General features: G+C 66.8%; 7 protein-coding genes, 3 rRNA genes and 4 pseudogenes. 4 read left to right on the plus strand and 10 right to left on the minus strand.

The genetic code is table 11. From position 1 onward, the window contains the following. Nucleotides 1-5: 5 nt before the first annotated feature. Nucleotides 6-353, plus strand: a complete 348-nt coding sequence (locus tag N5I75_RS07335; RefSeq protein ID WP_476675528.1) for an SCP2 sterol-binding domain-containing protein — start codon at nucleotides 6-8, stop codon at nucleotides 351-353. Here the strand turns inward: N5I75_RS07335 and N5I75_RS07340 are convergent. From N5I75_RS07340 to N5I75_RS07355, 4 genes and pseudogenes are all read right to left on the minus strand, one after another. Then, nucleotides 337-1,257 (minus strand): ABC transporter ATP-binding protein, encoded by a 921-nt coding sequence (locus N5I75_RS07340; RefSeq protein ID WP_476675530.1) that lies wholly within the window; start codon nucleotides 1,255-1,257, stop codon nucleotides 337-339. The two genes, N5I75_RS07335 and N5I75_RS07340, sit on opposite strands and share 17 nt — an antisense overlap. Then, nucleotides 1,254-2,327, minus strand: coding sequence for a FecCD family ABC transporter permease (locus N5I75_RS07345; protein ID WP_476675532.1), 1,074 nt, complete (start codon nucleotides 2,325-2,327; stop codon nucleotides 1,254-1,256). Before N5I75_RS07345 ends, N5I75_RS07340 begins: the two co-directional genes overlap by 4 nt. Beyond that, nucleotides 2,324-3,365: pseudogene (locus N5I75_RS07350) on the minus strand (FecCD family ABC transporter permease). The gene N5I75_RS07345 and the pseudogene N5I75_RS07350 overlap by 4 nt, the downstream one beginning before the upstream one ends. 230 nt (nucleotides 3,366-3,595) lie before the next feature. Then, nucleotides 3,596-4,594 (minus strand): annotated as a pseudogene (locus N5I75_RS07355) (HAD hydrolase-like protein). Between the two features lie 71 nt (nucleotides 4,595-4,665). Here N5I75_RS07355 and N5I75_RS07360 point away from each other — a divergent pair. Continuing rightward, nucleotides 4,666-6,387, plus strand: coding sequence for a DUF1015 family protein (locus tag N5I75_RS07360; RefSeq protein WP_476675533.1), 1,722 nt, complete (start codon nucleotides 4,666-4,668; stop codon nucleotides 6,385-6,387). Between the two features lie 72 nt (nucleotides 6,388-6,459). Here the strand turns inward: N5I75_RS07360 and N5I75_RS07365 are convergent, their stop codons facing one another. From N5I75_RS07365 to N5I75_RS07390, 6 genes and pseudogenes are all read right to left on the minus strand, one after another. Then, nucleotides 6,460-7,086: a tetratricopeptide repeat protein gene (locus N5I75_RS07365; protein ID WP_476675535.1), complete on the minus strand. Its 627-nt coding sequence runs from the start codon at nucleotides 7,084-7,086 to the stop codon at nucleotides 6,460-6,462. Beyond that, entirely contained in the window at nucleotides 7,071-8,108 is a 1,038-nt protein-coding gene (locus N5I75_RS07370; protein WP_476675537.1) for a hypothetical protein, read from the minus strand. The genes N5I75_RS07365 and N5I75_RS07370 overlap by 16 nt, the downstream gene beginning before the upstream one ends. Before the next feature lie 260 nt (nucleotides 8,109-8,368). Continuing rightward, nucleotides 8,369-8,485, minus strand: a 5S ribosomal RNA gene (gene rrf / locus N5I75_RS07375). A 136-nt stretch (nucleotides 8,486-8,621) separates the two neighbouring features. Then, a 23S ribosomal RNA gene (locus N5I75_RS07380) occupies nucleotides 8,622-11,743 on the minus strand. 315 nt (nucleotides 11,744-12,058) lie between these two features. Continuing rightward, a 16S ribosomal RNA gene (locus N5I75_RS07385) occupies nucleotides 12,059-13,584 on the minus strand. Together the 16S, 23S and 5S rRNA genes form the textbook arrangement of a ribosomal RNA operon. Nucleotides 13,585-14,133: 549 nt before the next feature. Then, nucleotides 14,134-14,774: pseudogene (locus tag N5I75_RS07390) on the minus strand (DNA-3-methyladenine glycosylase). Between the two features lie 119 nt (nucleotides 14,775-14,893). Here N5I75_RS07390 and N5I75_RS07395 point away from each other — a divergent pair. Both N5I75_RS07395 and N5I75_RS07400 read left to right on the plus strand, forming a co-directional pair. After that, nucleotides 14,894-15,675: pseudogene (locus N5I75_RS07395) on the plus strand (sporulation protein). 85 nt (nucleotides 15,676-15,760) lie between these two features. After that, the gene (locus tag N5I75_RS07400) at nucleotides 15,761-16,303 is read left to right on the plus strand and encodes a YbhB/YbcL family Raf kinase inhibitor-like protein (RefSeq protein ID WP_476675539.1); all 543 of its coding nucleotides are present in this window, start codon (nucleotides 15,761-15,763) and stop codon (nucleotides 16,301-16,303) included. Nucleotides 16,304-16,386 lie beyond the last annotated feature (83 nt).

Raw genomic sequence — 16,386 nt, forward strand, 5'->3', positions numbered from 1 at the left:
TCACGATGGCCACTACGGAGGAGTGCCGCGCGGCACTCGACAAACTCTCGGACAGCATGGCGGGCGCGGACGGGGACGTGCGGGCCGCCGCCGCGCTCGACCGCACCCTGAGCTGCCGCATCACGGACCTGGACATGACGTTCTCCGGCCGTCTGCGGGACGGCCGGATCGAGGTCCTCTCCACGTATCCCGGGCCGCCCGCCGAGAAGGCGCAGATCCGCCTCGCGATGACGGGCGACGACCTGGTGGCCCTGGTGGACGGCCGGCTGAACTTCGCGAAGGCGTGGGCCGCGGGCCGGGTCAAGCTGGAGGCCTCGTTCCGCGACCTGCTGCGCCTCAGGACGCTGCTTTAGCCACCTCGGAGTCCACGTCCGCGGCCGCTTCCGGTGCCTTGGGGTGCGCGGGCCTGCGCGCCTTGCGGGCAGCCGGCACGACCAGCGGCGTCCCCGTCTCCGGGTCGTCGATGACCTGGCACTTCATCCCGAACAGCCGCTCGACGAGATCGGCGGTGACGATGTCCTTCGGCGCGCCCTCGGCGATCACCTCACCGCCGCGCAGGGCGATGAGGTGGGTCGCGTACCGGGCGGCGTGGTTGAGGTCGTGCAGGACGGCGACGAGCGTGCGCCCCTGCTCCTCGTGCAGCTCGGCGCAGAGGTCGAGCACGTCGATCTGGTGCTGGATGTCGAGGTACGTCGTCGGCTCGTCGAGGAGGAGCAGCGGCGTCTGCTGGGCGAGCGCCATGGCGATCCACACGCGCTGGCGCTGACCGCCGGACAGCTCGTCCACGTACCGGTCGGCGAGCTCGGCGACGCCGGTCGACTCCATCGACTCCCGTACGACCCGCTCGTCCTCCGGCGACCACTGGCGCAGCAGGCCCTGGTGCGGGTAGCGGCCGCGCGCGACGAGGTCGCCGACGGTGATCCCGTCGGGCGCCACGGACGACTGCGGAAGGAGGCCGAGCGTCTTGGCGACCTTCTTCGCGGGCATCGACTGGATCACGCTGCCGTCGAGCAGGACGCGGCCCGCGCTCGGCTTGAGCATCCGCGACAGGGCGCGCAGCAGGGTGGACTTGCCGCAGGCGTTCGGGCCGACGATCACCGTGAAGGAGTGGTCGGGGATCTCCACGGAGAGCTTCTCGGCGATGACGCGCTGGTCGTAGCCGAGGGTCACGTCGTCGGCTATCAGCCTGTTCACAGCGGTGCTCCTTTGGGGGTGGTGCGGCTGGTCCGCCTGAGGAGTGGGGCGAAGGCGGCTCATATCCGGCCCGCCTTGCGCTCGGTGACGAGGAGCCACAGCAGGTACGCGCCGCCGACGACGCCGGTGACGACGCCGACGGGCAGCTGGTCCGCGCCGAACATCCGCTGCGAGACGAGGTCGGCGACGATGAGCAGCGTCGCGCCCATCCAGGTGGCGGCCAGCAGGTTCGGGCCCGGCGACTTGGTCAGGCGCCGGACGATCTGCGGGGCGGTGAGCGCCACGAAGGTCACCGGTCCCGCGGCGGCGGTCGCGGCGGCGGTGAGGAAGACGGAAGCGGTGAGCAGCAGCAGCCGGGTCCGTTCGACGCGGATGCCGAGCGCGCCGGCCGAGTCGTCGCCCATCTCCAGCATCCGCAGCGGCCGCGCGAACACGGCGACGAGCGGCACGAGGACCGCGAACAGGATGAGCAGCGGCCACACCTGCTCCCAGCCGCGCCCGTTGAGCGAGCCGGTCATCCACACGGTGGCGCGGGCCGCGTCCACGAAGTCGGCCTTGGTCAGCAGATAGCCGTTGACGGCGGTGACGAACGCGGAGACGCCGATGCCGACCAGGACGAGCCGGTACCCGTGCACGCCCCGCTTCCAGGCGAGGAGGTAGATCGCGAGGCCGGTGACGAGCCCGCCGACGAGCGCGCCGATCGCGACCTGCCCGGCGCTGCCGCCGAAGATCACGATCATGACGAGGGCGCCCGCGGTCGAGCCCTGGCCGAGGCCGAGCACGTCGGGGCTGCCGAGCGGGTTGCGCGAGATGGACTGGAAGAGCGCGCCGGACAGCCCGAGCGCGCCGCCGACCAGGAGGCCGACGAGGACCCGCGGAAGGCGCAGGTCGTTGATGATGAACTCCTGCCCGGCGTTGCCGTGCCCGGCGAGGGTGCGCAGGACGTCGAGGGCCGGGATCGGGAAGTCGCCGGTGCCGATGAGGACGACGCTCGCGGCGAGCGCGGCCACGACGAGCAAGGCCACGACGACGGCCGAGCGGACGTCGAGCCGCAGGGAGAGCCCGCCCGGAGTGCGTATCGCCTTCGGGGTACGGAGGGCCTTGGAGGTCCGGGGCGCCTTGGTGGTCTTCACAGCTGGGCCAGCCTCCGGCGTCGTACGAGAAGGATGAAGACCGGGGCGCCGATGACCGCGGTGACGACGCCGACCTGGAGCTCGGCGGGGCGGGCGACGATGCGGCCGACCACATCGGCCCCGAGCAGCAGCACGGGCGAGAGGACCGCCGCGTACGGCAGGATCCAGCGCATGTCGGGCCCGGTGAACGAGCGCACGATGTGCGGCACCATCAGGCCGACGAAGACGATGGGCCCGCAGGCGGCGGTGGCGGCGCCGCAGAGCAGCGTCGCGGCGGCCATGCTGAGGGCGCGGGTGCGGCCGAGGTGGGCGCCGAGGGCGCGGGCGGTGTCGTCGCCCATGGCCATCGCGTTGAGCGGCCGGGCGAGTCCCAGGGCCAGCACGGCACCGACGGCGATGAACGGCAGCACCTGCTCGATCGTGTCCATCTTGGCGCTGGCAAGCGAGCCGACCTGCCAGAACCGCATCCGGTTCAGCGCCACGTCGTCGGTGATCATCACGGCGTAGAGGTAGCCGGAGAGCGCGGCGGTGATCGCGGTACCGGCGAGCGCGAGCCGCACGGGCGTCGCACTGCGCGTGCCGCCGAGCACATACACGAGCACACCCACAGCGGCGGACCCGGCGAACGCGAACCACACATAGCCGCTGAACGAGGCCACGCCGAAGAAGCTGATCGCGGTGACGACGGCGGCGGAGGCGCCCATGTTGATGCCCAGGATGCCGGGGTCGGCGAGCGGATTGCGGGTCAGCGCCTGCAGCACCGCTCCGGCGAGGCCGAGCGCGAGCCCGGCGAGCAGACCGAGCAGCGTCCGGGAGACGCGCTCCCCGACAACAATGTCGGCGTAGTTCCCCGAATCGTGGAACAGCCCGTGCCAGACCTGATCGAGCGAGAGCGGTTTGGCGCCGACGGCGATGCTCGCCACACACACGGCGATCAACACGACGACCGAGGCGAGCACCCGGCCTACGGATCGCCGTACGGCGGCCTGGTGGCGCGGGAGCGGTGTCCGCGCTCGTTTCTGGGGGACTGTCGACCAACACGAGGTTAGGTTAGCCTACCCTCCAATTCGGCCCAATTCCGCTGGCCCGCTGCCCGCTGCCCGCTGCCCGCTGCCCGCTGCCCGCTGCCGCTGCCCGCTGCCCGCGAAAAGCATCCCTCATGCCCGCGCCCTGTCACGCCTCGCGCTCCTGACGACAGAGACGGCTTGCAGTCTCGGGCGAGGAGGCGGCCCGAGGACACTCGTCACCTGCCTGCCCCCCCCGGCGACCTAAAGCTCCAGCCGCCCCAGCGCCTTCTCCGCGTCCAGCTCACACACCCGTCCCCCGCGACCGTCCAGGCCGCCGCGCACAGCGCCCGCAGCCCGTCCATCGCGTCACCGTCCCCCTCGAGCTCCAGCCGCTCCTGCCCCGCGAGGCGGTCCACCCGCCGCACCGGAACCCGTCCCCTCGACCGTCACCTCGGGCTGCCGGTGAGCACTCCGCAGCTGCGCCGCGTCCGTCACCCCGGTGAGCACGAGCAGCGAATCGACCCCCCCGTTGAACGCCCCCTCGATGTCCGTGTCCAGCCGGTCCCCGACCACCAGCGGCGTCCTCGCCCCCGTACGCAGAATGGTCTCCCGGTGCATCGGCGGCAACGGCTCCCGCGACCTGCGGCTCCGCCCCCGTCGCGATCCGGACGACCTCCACGCCGCCCGTTCCCCGGGGCGATGCCGCGCGCCGGCTCGGGATCGTCAGGTCGGTGTTGGACGCGAACCAGGGCACGCCACCACCCGCGATGGCATAACAGGCCTCGGCGAACCGCCCCCACGCCATGTCGGGCCCCCGTACCCCTGCACGACGGCGACCGGCTCATCCTCCGCCGACTCGACCGGCACAAGCCCCCGCTCCCGCAGCGCGACCCGCAGCCCCTCCCCGCCGACGACAAGCACGCGCGCCCCCTCCGGCAACTGCTCACTCACCAGCCGCGCGACAGCCTGCGCCGACGTGATCACGTCATCGGCCTCGGTAGGAATCCCCAGCTCCACGAGGTGCTCGGCAACGGCGTCCGGCGTGCGCAACGCGTTGTTGGTGACGTACGCGAGCCGCATCCCCGCCTCCCGCGCATCCGCCAGCGAGTCCACGGCATGTGCGATGGCGTGCCCACCCGCGTACACCACCCCGTCCAGGTCGAGCAGCGCGGTGTCGTACGCCTCGCTCAGCGCCCGCGCACTGCTCCCCGGCCGCACCCGCGGCTCCGCGCCGGCCGCACCGCTCGCACTCTGGCTCATTCCGTTCCGCCCTTCCTCGATCCCACTCCCCCGATCATCCCCCACGCCACTGACACTCGTACGATGCCCGCATGAACACTGCAGGTGACGGCCTGGATCTGCGCCCCTTCCGCGGGGTGCGCTACGACCCCGAGCGCATCGGCAGCCTCGCGGCCGTCACCTCACCCCCGTACGACGTCGTCGTCCGCCCGGACGGCCTGCTCCACCTGGAGAGCGCGGACCCGCACAACATCGTCCGCCTGATCCTCCCGCAGGCCACGTCCCCGCAGTCCCGCAACGACCAGGCGGCCGCCACCCTGCACCGCTGGCTGGCCGAAGGCATCCTGGCCGCCGACACGGAACCGGCCCTCTACGTCTACGAGCAGCGCAACGGCGAACTCCTCCAGCGCGGCCTCATCGGCGCCCTGCGCCTGTCCGACGCGGCGGAGGGCGTGGTCCTGCCGCACGAGGACGTCATGCCGCACATCGTCGAGGACCGAGCGGGCCTGATGCGCACAACACAGGCAAACTTCGAGCCACTCCTCCTGACCTACCGCGGCACAGACCGGCCCGCCGACGCACTGACTGATGCCACCCCGGCCACCGACGGCCTGCCGGGCGACGCCCCGTCCACGGACGAGACACTCGGCACCAATACGGCGACCGACAGGACACCCGCCACCGGCCCGACGGACGACAGCGCACCCGGCGCCGGCCCGACGGACGACAGGACACCCGGCGCCGGCCCGACGGACGACAGGACACCCGGCGCCGGCCCGACGGACGACAGGACACCCGGCGCCGGCCCGACGGACGACAGGACACCCGGCGCCGGCCCGACGGACGACAGGGCGCCCGCTGCCGGCCCGACCGCCGACCAGACTCCCGACACCAGCCCGACGGACGACAGGACACCCGACACCGGCCCGACGGACGACAGCGCGCCCGCCGCCAGCCCGACGGACGACAGGACACCCGACGCCGCCCCGGCCACGGACGAGGCCCCCGGCGCCGCGGCAGCCCTCATCGAGCGAACCACCCGCCACACCAGGCCCCTCCTCTCCACAACCACCGAGGACGGCTACAGCCACCGCCTGTGGGCGATCACGGACCCGTCGGACATCCGCACGATCCAGGAGGACCTCTCCCACCGCCAGGCCCTCATCGCCGACGGCCACCACCGCTGGGCCACCTACCTGCGGCTGCGCGCCGAGCACCCGTCACCGTCCCCCTGGGACCACGGCCTGGTCCTCCTCGTGGACACGGCCAGCTACCCGCTGCGCGTCCGCGCGATCCACCGCCTCCTGAACAACCTCCCCCTGGACGAGGCCCTGGCAGCGGCGTCCCCCCACTTCCGCATCCGGGAAGTCCCGGGCCCGCTCCCCCGCGCGATGGACGCCCTCGCGGAGGCGGCCCGCGAGGGCAACGCGTTCCTCCTCACCGGCACGGCCGACAGCTACCACCTGCTCGACCGCCCCGACCCGGCCCTCCTCGACCGCACGGTCCCGAAGGACCGCCCCGAGCCCTGGCGCACCCTGGACGCGACGGTCCTGCACTCCACCCTCCTCGCCCACCTGTGGGGCATCGCCGAGGACTCCCCCGCCGACGTCACGTACATCCACGCCACGGACGCGACAGTCGAGAAGGCCCGCCGCGACGGCGGCACAGCGGTCCTGATGCACCCGGTCCGCGAAGAAGTCGTCCGCGACCTGGCCCGCCAAGGCGTGACGATGCCCCGCAAGTCGACATCGTTCGGCCCGAAGCCGGCCACGGGCCTGGTCATGCGCACACTCACGACGGACGGCAACGGCTAACCGCAGAAACGACTGACGGGCGAACCCGAAGGCCCGCCCGTCAGTCGTCACCACACATCCCGCCGCGAACAACTACTTCGCGTCGTCACCGTCACCGGCGTCGGTCTCGGCGTCGCCGTCCTCATCCCCGTCGAACGCGTCGACGAACTCGACCCCGTCCAGTTCGGCAAGCCGGTCCGACGCGTCGGTGCTGCCGTCCTTGTCGGACTCAACAGCCTTGGCGAACCATTCGCGCGCCTCACCCTCACGCCCGACGGCCAGCAGCGCGTCGGCGTACGCGTACCGAAGCCGCGCCGTCCACGGCTGCACGGAGTTCGACGCCAGTTCGGGGCTCTGCAGCGTCACGATGGCGGCGTCCAGCTGCCCCATGTCACGCCGAGCACCGGCCGCGACGAGCCGCATCTCGACCTGCCCGGCCTTGTCGAGCTTCTGCACCTCGGGCGCCCCGGCCATGTCGAGCGCCTTCTCCGGCCGCCCGAGCCCCCGCTCGCAGTCGGCCATGACGGGCCACAGCTCCACACGCCCGGTCATCCGCCGCGCGGCCCGGAACTCGGCGAGGGCATCGCCGTACTCCTGGTTCGCGTACGCGGCGAACCCGGCGGCCTCGCGCACAGCGGCCACACGTGACGCGAGCCGCAGCGCGACCTTCGCGTACCCGTACGCCTTCTCCGGGTCCTCGTCGATCAGCCGAGCGACCATGACGAGGTTCTTGGAGACATCCTCCGCGAGCCCCTTCGGCAGCGACTGAAGCTCCTGCTGCACGTCCCTGTCGAGCTCGAACCCGGAGACGTCCTCCGGAATCGGCAGCCGCTTGATCGGCTCACGATCCCGATCCCGCTCATCCCGGAACCGCCCGCCACCACGCCGGTCGTCCCGCCGGTCATCGCGACGATCGTCCCGCCCACGGTAGCCACCACCGGGCCGCCCACCACGGTCGTCCCGCCCCCGGAACCCACCACCACGGCTGTCATCCCGCCGGAACCCACCACCGCGACTGTCGTCACGCCGGTCATCCCGCCGGTACGAGGGCCGGTCCCCCTCACGACGAGGCCCACGATCCCGATCACGGTCCCGGTCATCACGACGGTACGAGGGCCGGTCGTCCCGCCCCCGGAAGCCACCACCGCGATTGTCGTCGCGCCGCTCATCACGCCGGTCATCGCGACGCTCGTCCCGCCGGAAGGACGGCCGGTCACCATCACGACGAGGCCCGCGATCCCGGTCACGGTCCCGGTCGCCACCACCGTACGAGGGCCGATCATCGCGCCCACGGAACCCACCACCACGGCTGTCGTCCCGCCGGAACCCACCACCGCGACTGTCGTCACGCCGATCGTCCCGCCGGTCATCGCGCCGGTACGAGGGCCGGTCCCCGTCACGACGAGGCCCACGATCCCGGTCACGATCGCCACCGCCGTACGAGGGCCGGTCGTCCCGCCCACGGAAGCCACCACCGCGATTGTCGTCGCGCCGGTCGTCCCGACGCTCGTCCCGCCGGAAGGACGGCCGGTCACCATCACGACGCGGCCCGCGATCCCGGTCGCGGTCCCGGTCGCCACCGCCGTACGAGGGCCGATCATCGCGCCCACGGAACCCACCACCACGGCTGTCATCCCGCCGGAACCCACCACCGCGATTGTCGTCACGCCGATCGTCCCGCCGGTCATCGCGCCGGTACGAGGGCCGGTCCCCCTCACGACGAGGCCCACGATCCCGGTCACCCTGCGGACGCTCACCACGCCGGTCACCGCGCGGAGCGCCCCCGCGGTAACCGCCCCGGTCGCCACTGTCCCGGCGGCGCTGGTCGCGCTCCGGGCGATCGTCGGGAGAGTTGGGGGACATGGGGGGACTCCTGTCTTCGGTACCGCAGTCATTCTCGCGCAGCCGGGGTGCCGGCGCGCTCCGAGAAAAAGCTCTGGAAAAACAAAAAGGACCTTCGGTCCCAGCATGTGTGCCGGGACCGAAGGTCCTCTCAATAATAGTTCGGCGGCGTCCTACTCTCCCACAGGGTCCCCCCTGCAGTACCATCGGCGCTGTGAGGCTTAGCTTCCGGGTTCGGAATGTAACCGGGCGTTTCCCTCACGCTATGACCACCGAAACCCTTTCAGACGCCCCTCATGGAGGGGCATAAGAACAGGGCGGCGAACTAGCACACTCTTCAATTGATAGGTGCAACTGTTCAGCCAGCACAGCCTGTTCGTTGTCTGGGAACAACACAGTGGACGCGAGCAACTGAGGACAAGCCCTCGGCCTATTAGTACCAGTCACCTCCACCCGTTACCGGGCTTCCAGATCTGGCCTATCAACCCAGTCGTCTACTGGGAGCCTTAACCCCTCATGGGGGTGGGAGTCCTCATCTCGAAGCAGGCTTCCCGCTTAGATGCTTTCAGCGGTTATCCTTTCCGAACGTAGCCAACCAGCCATGCCCTTGGCAGGACAACTGGCACACCAGAGGTTCGTCCGTCCCGGTCCTCTCGTACTAGGGACAGCCCTTCTCAAGACTCCTACGCGCACAGCGGATAGGGACCGAACTGTCTCACGACGTTCTAAACCCAGCTCGCGTACCGCTTTAATGGGCGAACAGCCCAACCCTTGGGACCGACTCCAGCCCCAGGATGCGACGAGCCGACATCGAGGTGCCAAACCATCCCGTCGATATGGACTCTTGGGGAAGATCAGCCTGTTATCCCCGGGGTACCTTTTATCCGTTGAGCGACGGCGCTTCCACAAGCCACCGCCGGATCACTAGTCCCGACTTTCGTCCCTGCTCGACCCGTCGGTCTCACAGTCAAGCTCCCTTGTGCACTTACACTCAACACCTGATTACCAACCAGGCTGAGGGAACCTTTGGGCGCCTCCGTTACTCTTTAGGAGGCAACCGCCCCAGTTAAACTACCCATCAGACACTGTCCCTGATCCGGATCACGGACCCAGGTTAGACATCCAGCACGACCAGAGTGGTATTTCAACGACGACTCCCCCTGAACTGGCGTCCAGAGTTCACAGTCTCCCACCTATCCTACACAAGCCGAACCGAACACCAATATCAAACTGTAGTAAAGGTCCCGGGGTCTTTCCGTCCTGCTGCGCGAAACGAGCATCTTTACTCGTAGTGCAATTTCACCGGGCCTATGGTTGAGACAGTCGAGAAGTCGTTACGCCATTCGTGCAGGTCGGAACTTACCCGACAAGGAATTTCGCTACCTTAGGATGGTTATAGTTACCACCGCCGTTTACTGGCGCTTAAGTTCTCAGCTTCGCACACCCGAAAGTGCACTAACCGGTCCCCTTAACGTTCCAGCACCGGGCAGGCGTCAGTCCGTATACATCGCCTTACGGCTTCGCACGGACCTGTGTTTTTAGTAAACAGTCGCTTCTCGCTGGTCTCTGCGGCCACCCCCAGCTCAGACAGTAAATGTCATCACCGGTGATGGCCCCCCTTCTCCCGAAGTTACGGGGGCATTTTGCCGAGTTCCTTAACCATAGTTCACCCGAACGCCTCGGTATTCTCTACCTGACCACCTGAGTCGGTTTAGGGTACGGGCCGCCATGAAACTCGCTAGAGGCTTTTCTCGACAGCATAGGATCATCCACTTCACCACAATCGGCTCGGCATCAGGTCTCACCCTCATGTCATCCGGATTTGCCTAGATGACGGGCTACACCCTTACCCCGGGACAACCACCGCCCGGGCTGGACTACCTTCCTGCGTCACCCCATCACTCACCTACTACCAGATCGGGCCGGCGGCTCCACCACTTTCCATTCCCCGAAGGGTCCGGAACGGCTTCACGGCCTTAGCATCACTGGATTCGATGTTTGACGCTTCACAGCGGGTACCGGAATATCAACCGGTTATCCATCGACTACGCCTGTCGGCCTCGCCTTAGGTCCCGACTTACCCTGGGCAGATCAGCTTGACCCAGGAACCCTTAGTCAATCGGCGCACACGTTTCTCACGTGTGTATCGCTACTCATGCCTGCATTCTCACTCGTGAACCGTCCACCACTAGCTTCCGCTGCGGCTTCACCCGGCACACGACGCTCCCCTACCCATCCATACACCCGTTGGGGCTGTTGCATGAATGACACGACTTCGGCGGTACGCTTGAGCCCCGCTACATTGTCGGCGCGGAATCACTAGACCAGTGAGCTATTACGCACTCTTTCAAGGGTGGCTGCTTCTAAGCCAACCTCCTGGTTGTCTGTGCGACTCCACATCCTTTCCCACTTAGCGTACGCTTAGGGGCCTTAGTCGATGCTCTGGGCTGTTTCCCTCTCGACCATGGAGCTTATCCCCCACAGTCTCACTGCCGCGCTCTCACTTACCGGCATTCGGAGTTTGGCTAAGGTCAGTAACCCGGTAGGGCCCATCGCCTATCCAGTGCTCTACCTCCGGCAAGAAACACACGACGCTGCACCTAAATGCATTTCGGGGAGAACCAGCTATCACGGAGTTTGATTGGCCTTTCACCCCTAACCACAGGTCATCCCCCAGGTTTTCAACCCTGGTGGGTTCGGTCCTCCACGAAGTCTTACCTCCGCTTCAACCTGCCCATGGCTAGATCACTCCGCTTCGGGTCTTGAGCGCGCTACTATGTCGCCCTATTCGGACTCGCTTTCGCTACGGCTTCCCCACACGGGTTAACCTCGCAACACACCGCAAACTCGCAGGCTCATTCTTCAAAAGGCACGCAGTCACGACGCAAGGAACAAGTTCCTTGCGCGACGCTCCCACGGCTTGTAGGCACACGGTTTCAGGTACTATTTCACTCCGCTCCCGCGGTACTTTTCACCATTCCCTCACGGTACTATCCGCTATCGGTCACCAGGGAATATTTAGGCTTAACGGGTGGTCCCGCCAGATTCACACGGGATTTCTCGGGCCCCGTGCTACTTGGGTGTCTCTCAAACGAGCCGCTGACGTTTCGACTACGGGGGTCTTACCCTCTACGCCGGACCTTTCGCATGTCCTTCGCCTACATCAACGGTTTCTGACTCGTCTCACAGCCGGCAGACTGTGAAAGAGAGATCCCACAACCCCCACGACGCAACCCCTGCCGGGTCTCACACGTCGTAGGTTTGGCCTCATCCAGTTTCGCTCGCCACTACTCCCGGAATCACGGTTGTTTTCTCTTCCTGCGGGTACTGAGATGTTTCACTTCCCCGCGTTCCCTCCACACTGCCTATGTGTTCAGCAGCGGGTGACAGCCCATGACGACTGCCGGGTTTCCCCATTCGGAAACCCCCGGATCAAAGCCTGGTTGACGACTCCCCGGGGACTATCGTGGCCTCCCACGTCCTTCATCGGTTCCTGGTGCCAAGGCATCCACCGTGCGCCCTTAAAAACTTGGCCACAGATGCTCGCGTCCACTGTGCAGTTCTCAAACAACGACCAACCACCCGTCACAACCCGCTCACGCAGATCTTCACCGGGGCCGGCATTGAGGTCAGGAACAAGTCCGTACCCTCAGATACCCAACAGCGTGCCCGACCCGGTCCCGTCCGGAGATCATGCTTTCCACGCCCCGAGGGCAGTACTCACAGCCTCCGACCCGACAACCAGGTCGAATAGTCAACGTTCCACCCATGAGCAACCAGCATCGAACGTGCGCCGATGTACTGGCCTCTGGCCTCACCCCGAAGGGTGTCGGTAAGAAGTGCTCCTTAGAAAGGAGGTGATCCAGCCGCACCTTCCGGTACGGCTACCTTGTTACGACTTCGTCCCAATCGCCAGTCCCACCTTCGACAGCTCCCTCCCACAAGGGGTTGGGCCACCGGCTTCGGGTGTTACCGACTTTCGTGACGTGACGGGCGGTGTGTACAAGGCCCGGGAACGTATTCACCGCAGCAATGCTGATCTGCGATTACTAGCAACTCCAACTTCATGGGGTCGAGTTGCAGACCCCAATCCGAACTGAGACCGACTTTTTGAGATTCGCTCCACCTTGCGGTATCGCAGCTCATTGTATCGGCCATTGTAGCACGTGTGCAGCCCAAGACATAAGGGGCATGATGACTTGACGTCGTCCCCACCTTCCTCCGAGTTGACCCCGGCGGTCTCCTGTGAGTCCCCATCACCCCGAAGGGCATGCTGGCAACACAGAACAAGGGTTGCGCTCGTTGCGGGACTTAACCCAACATCTCACGACACGAGCTGACGACAGCCATGCACCACCTGTACACCGACCACAAGGGGGACCCTGTCTCCAGGGTTTTCCGGTGTATGTCAAGCCTTGGTAAGGTTCTTCGCGTTGCGTCGAATTAAGCCACATGCTCCGCTGCTTGTGCGGGCCCCCGTCAATTCCTTTGAGTTTTAGCCTTGCGGCCGTACTCCCCAGGCGGGGAACTTAATGCGTTAGCTGCGGCACCGACGACGTGGAATGTCGCCAACACCTAGTTCCCACCGTTTACGGCGTGGACTACCAGGGTATCTAATCCTGTTCGCTCCCCACGCTTTCGCTCCTCAGCGTCAGTAATGGCCCAGAGATCCGCCTTCGCCACCGGTGTTCCTCCTGATATCTGCGCATTTCACCGCTACACCAGGAATTCCGATCTCCCCTACCACACTCTAGCCTGCCCGTATCGACTGCAGACCCGGGGTTAAGCCCCGGGCTTTCACAACCGACGTGACAAGCCGCCTACGAGCTCTTTACGCCCAATAATTCCGGACAACGCTTGCGCCCTACGTATTACCGCGGCTGCTGGCACGTAGTTAGCCGGCGCTTCTTCTGCAGGTACCGTCACTTTCGCTTCTTCCCTGCTGAAAGAGGTTTACAACCCGAAGGCCGTCATCCCTCACGCGGCGTCGCTGCATCAGGCTTTCGCCCATTGTGCAATATTCCCCACTGCTGCCTCCCGTAGGAGTCTGGGCCGTGTCTCAGTCCCAGTGTGGCCGGTCGCCCTCTCAGGCCGGCTACCCGTCGTCGCCTTGGTGAGCCATTACCTCACCAACAAGCTGATAGGCCGCGGGCTCATCCTTCACCGCCGGAGCTTTTAACCACCGTCCAGGAGGACGGAAGTGTTATCCGGTATTAGACCCCGTTTCCAGGGCTTGTCCCAGAGTGAAGGGCAGATTGCCCACGTGTTACTCACCCGTTCGCCACTAATCCCCACCGAAGTGGTTCATCGTTCGACTTGCATGTGTTAAGCACGCCGCCAGCGTTCGTCCTGAGCCAGGATCAAACTCTCCGTGAATGTTTCCGGGATATCCCGGTGACACCACGAGAGCGGACCGGGCGGGAGGAATAGTCCCGTCCGGTCACAGCGTCCTCGCTGTGTTTTGTTTCAAAGGAACCTCGTCCCAACCATCAGATGACGGCCGGAGACGGGGTAATCAACATATCTGGCGTTGACTTTTGGCACGCTGTTGAGTTCTCAAGGAACGGACGCTTCCTTTGTACTTACCCGAGAGACTCTCTCGTGGCTTTCCTCCGGGCGCTTCCCTTCGGTCTTGCTGTCTTGCGTTTCCAACCTTACCAGATCCGTTTTCCGTTCCGTTTCCGGTTCTGAATTCATTTCCGGTGGCCGTTGGAGGGCCTTTGCCTTTCGGCGCTTCCACTACGTTAACCCATTCCCGCCGCAACTCATAATTGAGTTTCGCGGGTTCGAATTCCGGCGTGCGAGCACGCAGAAAAGTCCCCGTGAAGGAGATCGTAGGTGTGGTTTGGCCGCATCCGGTTGTCGGCTGAACGCCATACCCGGGTCAAGCGGCTCGGACTACCTTACGGATCGCGCAAGAGTGCGTCAAGTTCGGCGGCGGCGCGGCGTATGGGCCCGGTAGGGGCTCACCGTCGGGTCGTCGGCGATCCAGAAGCGCCACGGGTGGACGCCGCCGTCACCGGCGACCCCGGTCCGTGGACCGCTGCGTACCTGGTCAGCGGCGACCGGTGTGCCGTGCAGGACCTCGAAGGGCGCGTCGCCTGGGGCGCAGGCGTCCGCGCCGTCGAGGTCGCGGCCCACCGCCAGCGCCGTGGCGAGGCGTGCCGGGCCTTTGGCCAGTTCTCTGTCGTTCCGGGCCGAAAGTCGACGTTTGCGGGCGAACTCGGCGCCCTCGACGATCTCGCCGGCGCGCAGCAGGACCCCGCTCGCGGTGCCCTCCGGGCCGCACACGAGATTCATGCAGTGCCACATGCCGTAGGTGAAGTAGACGTACACATGTCCGGGCGGGCCGAACATCACGCGGTTGCGGGCGGTCTGTCCTTTGTAGCGTGGGAGCCCGGGTCGTTGGCGCCGTCGTACGCCTCGACCTCGGTGAGGCGGAGTTCGACGGGGCCGTCCGCGGTGTGGTGCACCAGGACGCGTCCCAGGAGGTCAGGGGCGACGTCGAGGACCGGCCGGTCGAAGAACGAGCGGGTCAGGGGCGTACGGTCAGGGGCCGCGATCATGCCGTCCGAGGGTAACGGAACGTGTGGTCGCGGCACGCGCGAACCGGGGGCCCGCCTGATCCTGGTGCCGGTTCTGACGGTGGTTCTGGTTGTGGTTCACCTACGGAGGAGATCGAGTCATGGGCTTCAAGCGACTGCTGGCGAGTCTGGGTGCGGGCGGGGCGTCCGTCGAGACGGTGCTGACCGAGGCCAATGTCGTGCCCGGCGGTGTGGTCCAGGCGAGGTCCGGATCCAGGGCGGCTCCGTGGACCAGGAGATCGAGGGGCTGTCCGTCGGTCTGCAGGCCCGGGTCGAGGTCGAGGGCGGTGACCAGGAGGTCAAGCAGGACATCGAGTTCACGAAGGTGCGGCTCGGCGGCGCCTTCTCCCTCCAGGCGAACGCGGTGCACGCGGTGCCCTTCGGGCTGGAGATCCCGTGGGAGACGCCGGTCACCACGATCGACGGGCAGCAGCTGCGCGGGATGAACATCGGCGTGACGACCGAGCTGGAGATCGCGCGGGCCGTGGACTCCGGGGACCTGGACCCGATCAGCGTGCACCCGCTGCCGTCGCAGCAGGCGATCCTGGACGCCTTCATCCGGCTCGGGTTCCGCTTCAAGAGCGCGGACATGGAGCGGGGGCACATCCGGGGCACGCGCCAGAAGCTGCCGTTCTACCAGGAGATCGAGTTCTTCCCGCCGCAGCAGTACCGCGGGCTGAACCAGGTGGAGCTGAGCTTCGTGGCCGACGACCGGGAGATGGACGTCGTCCTGGAGATGGACAAGAAGGCGGGCCTGTTCAGCGAGGGCAGCGACACGTTCCGCTCGTTCGTCGTCGGGCACCACGACTTCCAGTCCACGGACTGGTCGGCGTATCTGCACCAGTGGCTGTCGGAGGTCGGCAGCCGGAAGAACTGGTTCTAGGGTTTCAGCGTCCGCGTTCCGTAGAACCCGGGACTCTGAGGAGCCTGTGCGCTCCCCGGAACCCGTGAACTCAGGAGGTGTCCCAGTGACCGAGCAGCCCGATCGAGCGCCGCTGCCGCACGACTTCCATCCGCAGGTGCCCTCGTTCACCGTCGTGAGCGAGGACTTCGAGGCGGGCGGGGTGCTCGGCGACGCGCAGGTGCACGCGGCCGGGAACACCTCGCCGCACCTGCGGTGGGAGGGCTTCCCGGCGGAGACCAAGAGCTTCGCCGTCTCGTGCTTCGACCCGGACGCGCCGACGGGCAGCGGGTTCTGGCACTGGTCCGTGTTCGACATCCCGGCCTCGGTGACCGAGCTGCCGACGGGTGCGGGCAGCGGCAAGTTCGAGGGCCTGCCCGAGGGCGCCGTCCAGGTGCGCAACGACTACGGGACGAAGGAGTTCGGCGGCGCGGCGCCGCCGGCCGGTGACCCCGCCCACCGCTACGTCTTCACCGTGTACGCGGTGGACCAGGAGAAGCTCGGGGTCGACTCGGACACCTCGCCCGCCGCCGTCGGGTTCAACCTGCGGTTCCACACGCTGGCGCGCGCCCAGGTCGTCGCCGAGTACGCGGCTCCCGCGGAGCAGTAACCACGGCCGGCCCCCGCCGTAACGTTCATGGAACGTTTGCCCACCTCCAGTCTTGAAAGTGACCGGAGGTGGGCATTTTTTAT

The organism is Streptomyces sp. R818, assembly GCF_056172735.1.

Excerpts from the sequence above, each read along its gene's own strand:
- N5I75_RS07365 (WP_476675535.1), bottom strand. The coding sequence starts at position 7,086 with ATGGTCGCTCGGCTGATCGACGAGGACCCGGAGAAGGCGTACGGGTAC.
- N5I75_RS07360 (WP_476675533.1), top strand. The coding sequence starts at position 4,666 with ATGAACACTGCAGGTGACGGCCTGGATCTGCGCCCCTTCCGCGGGGTG.
- N5I75_RS07335 (WP_476675528.1), top strand. The coding sequence starts at position 6 with ATGGCCACTACGGAGGAGTGCCGCGCGGCACTCGACAAACTCTCGGAC.
- N5I75_RS07340 (WP_476675530.1), bottom strand. The coding sequence starts at position 1,257 with ATGAGCCGCCTTCGCCCCACTCCTCAGGCGGACCAGCCGCACCACCCC.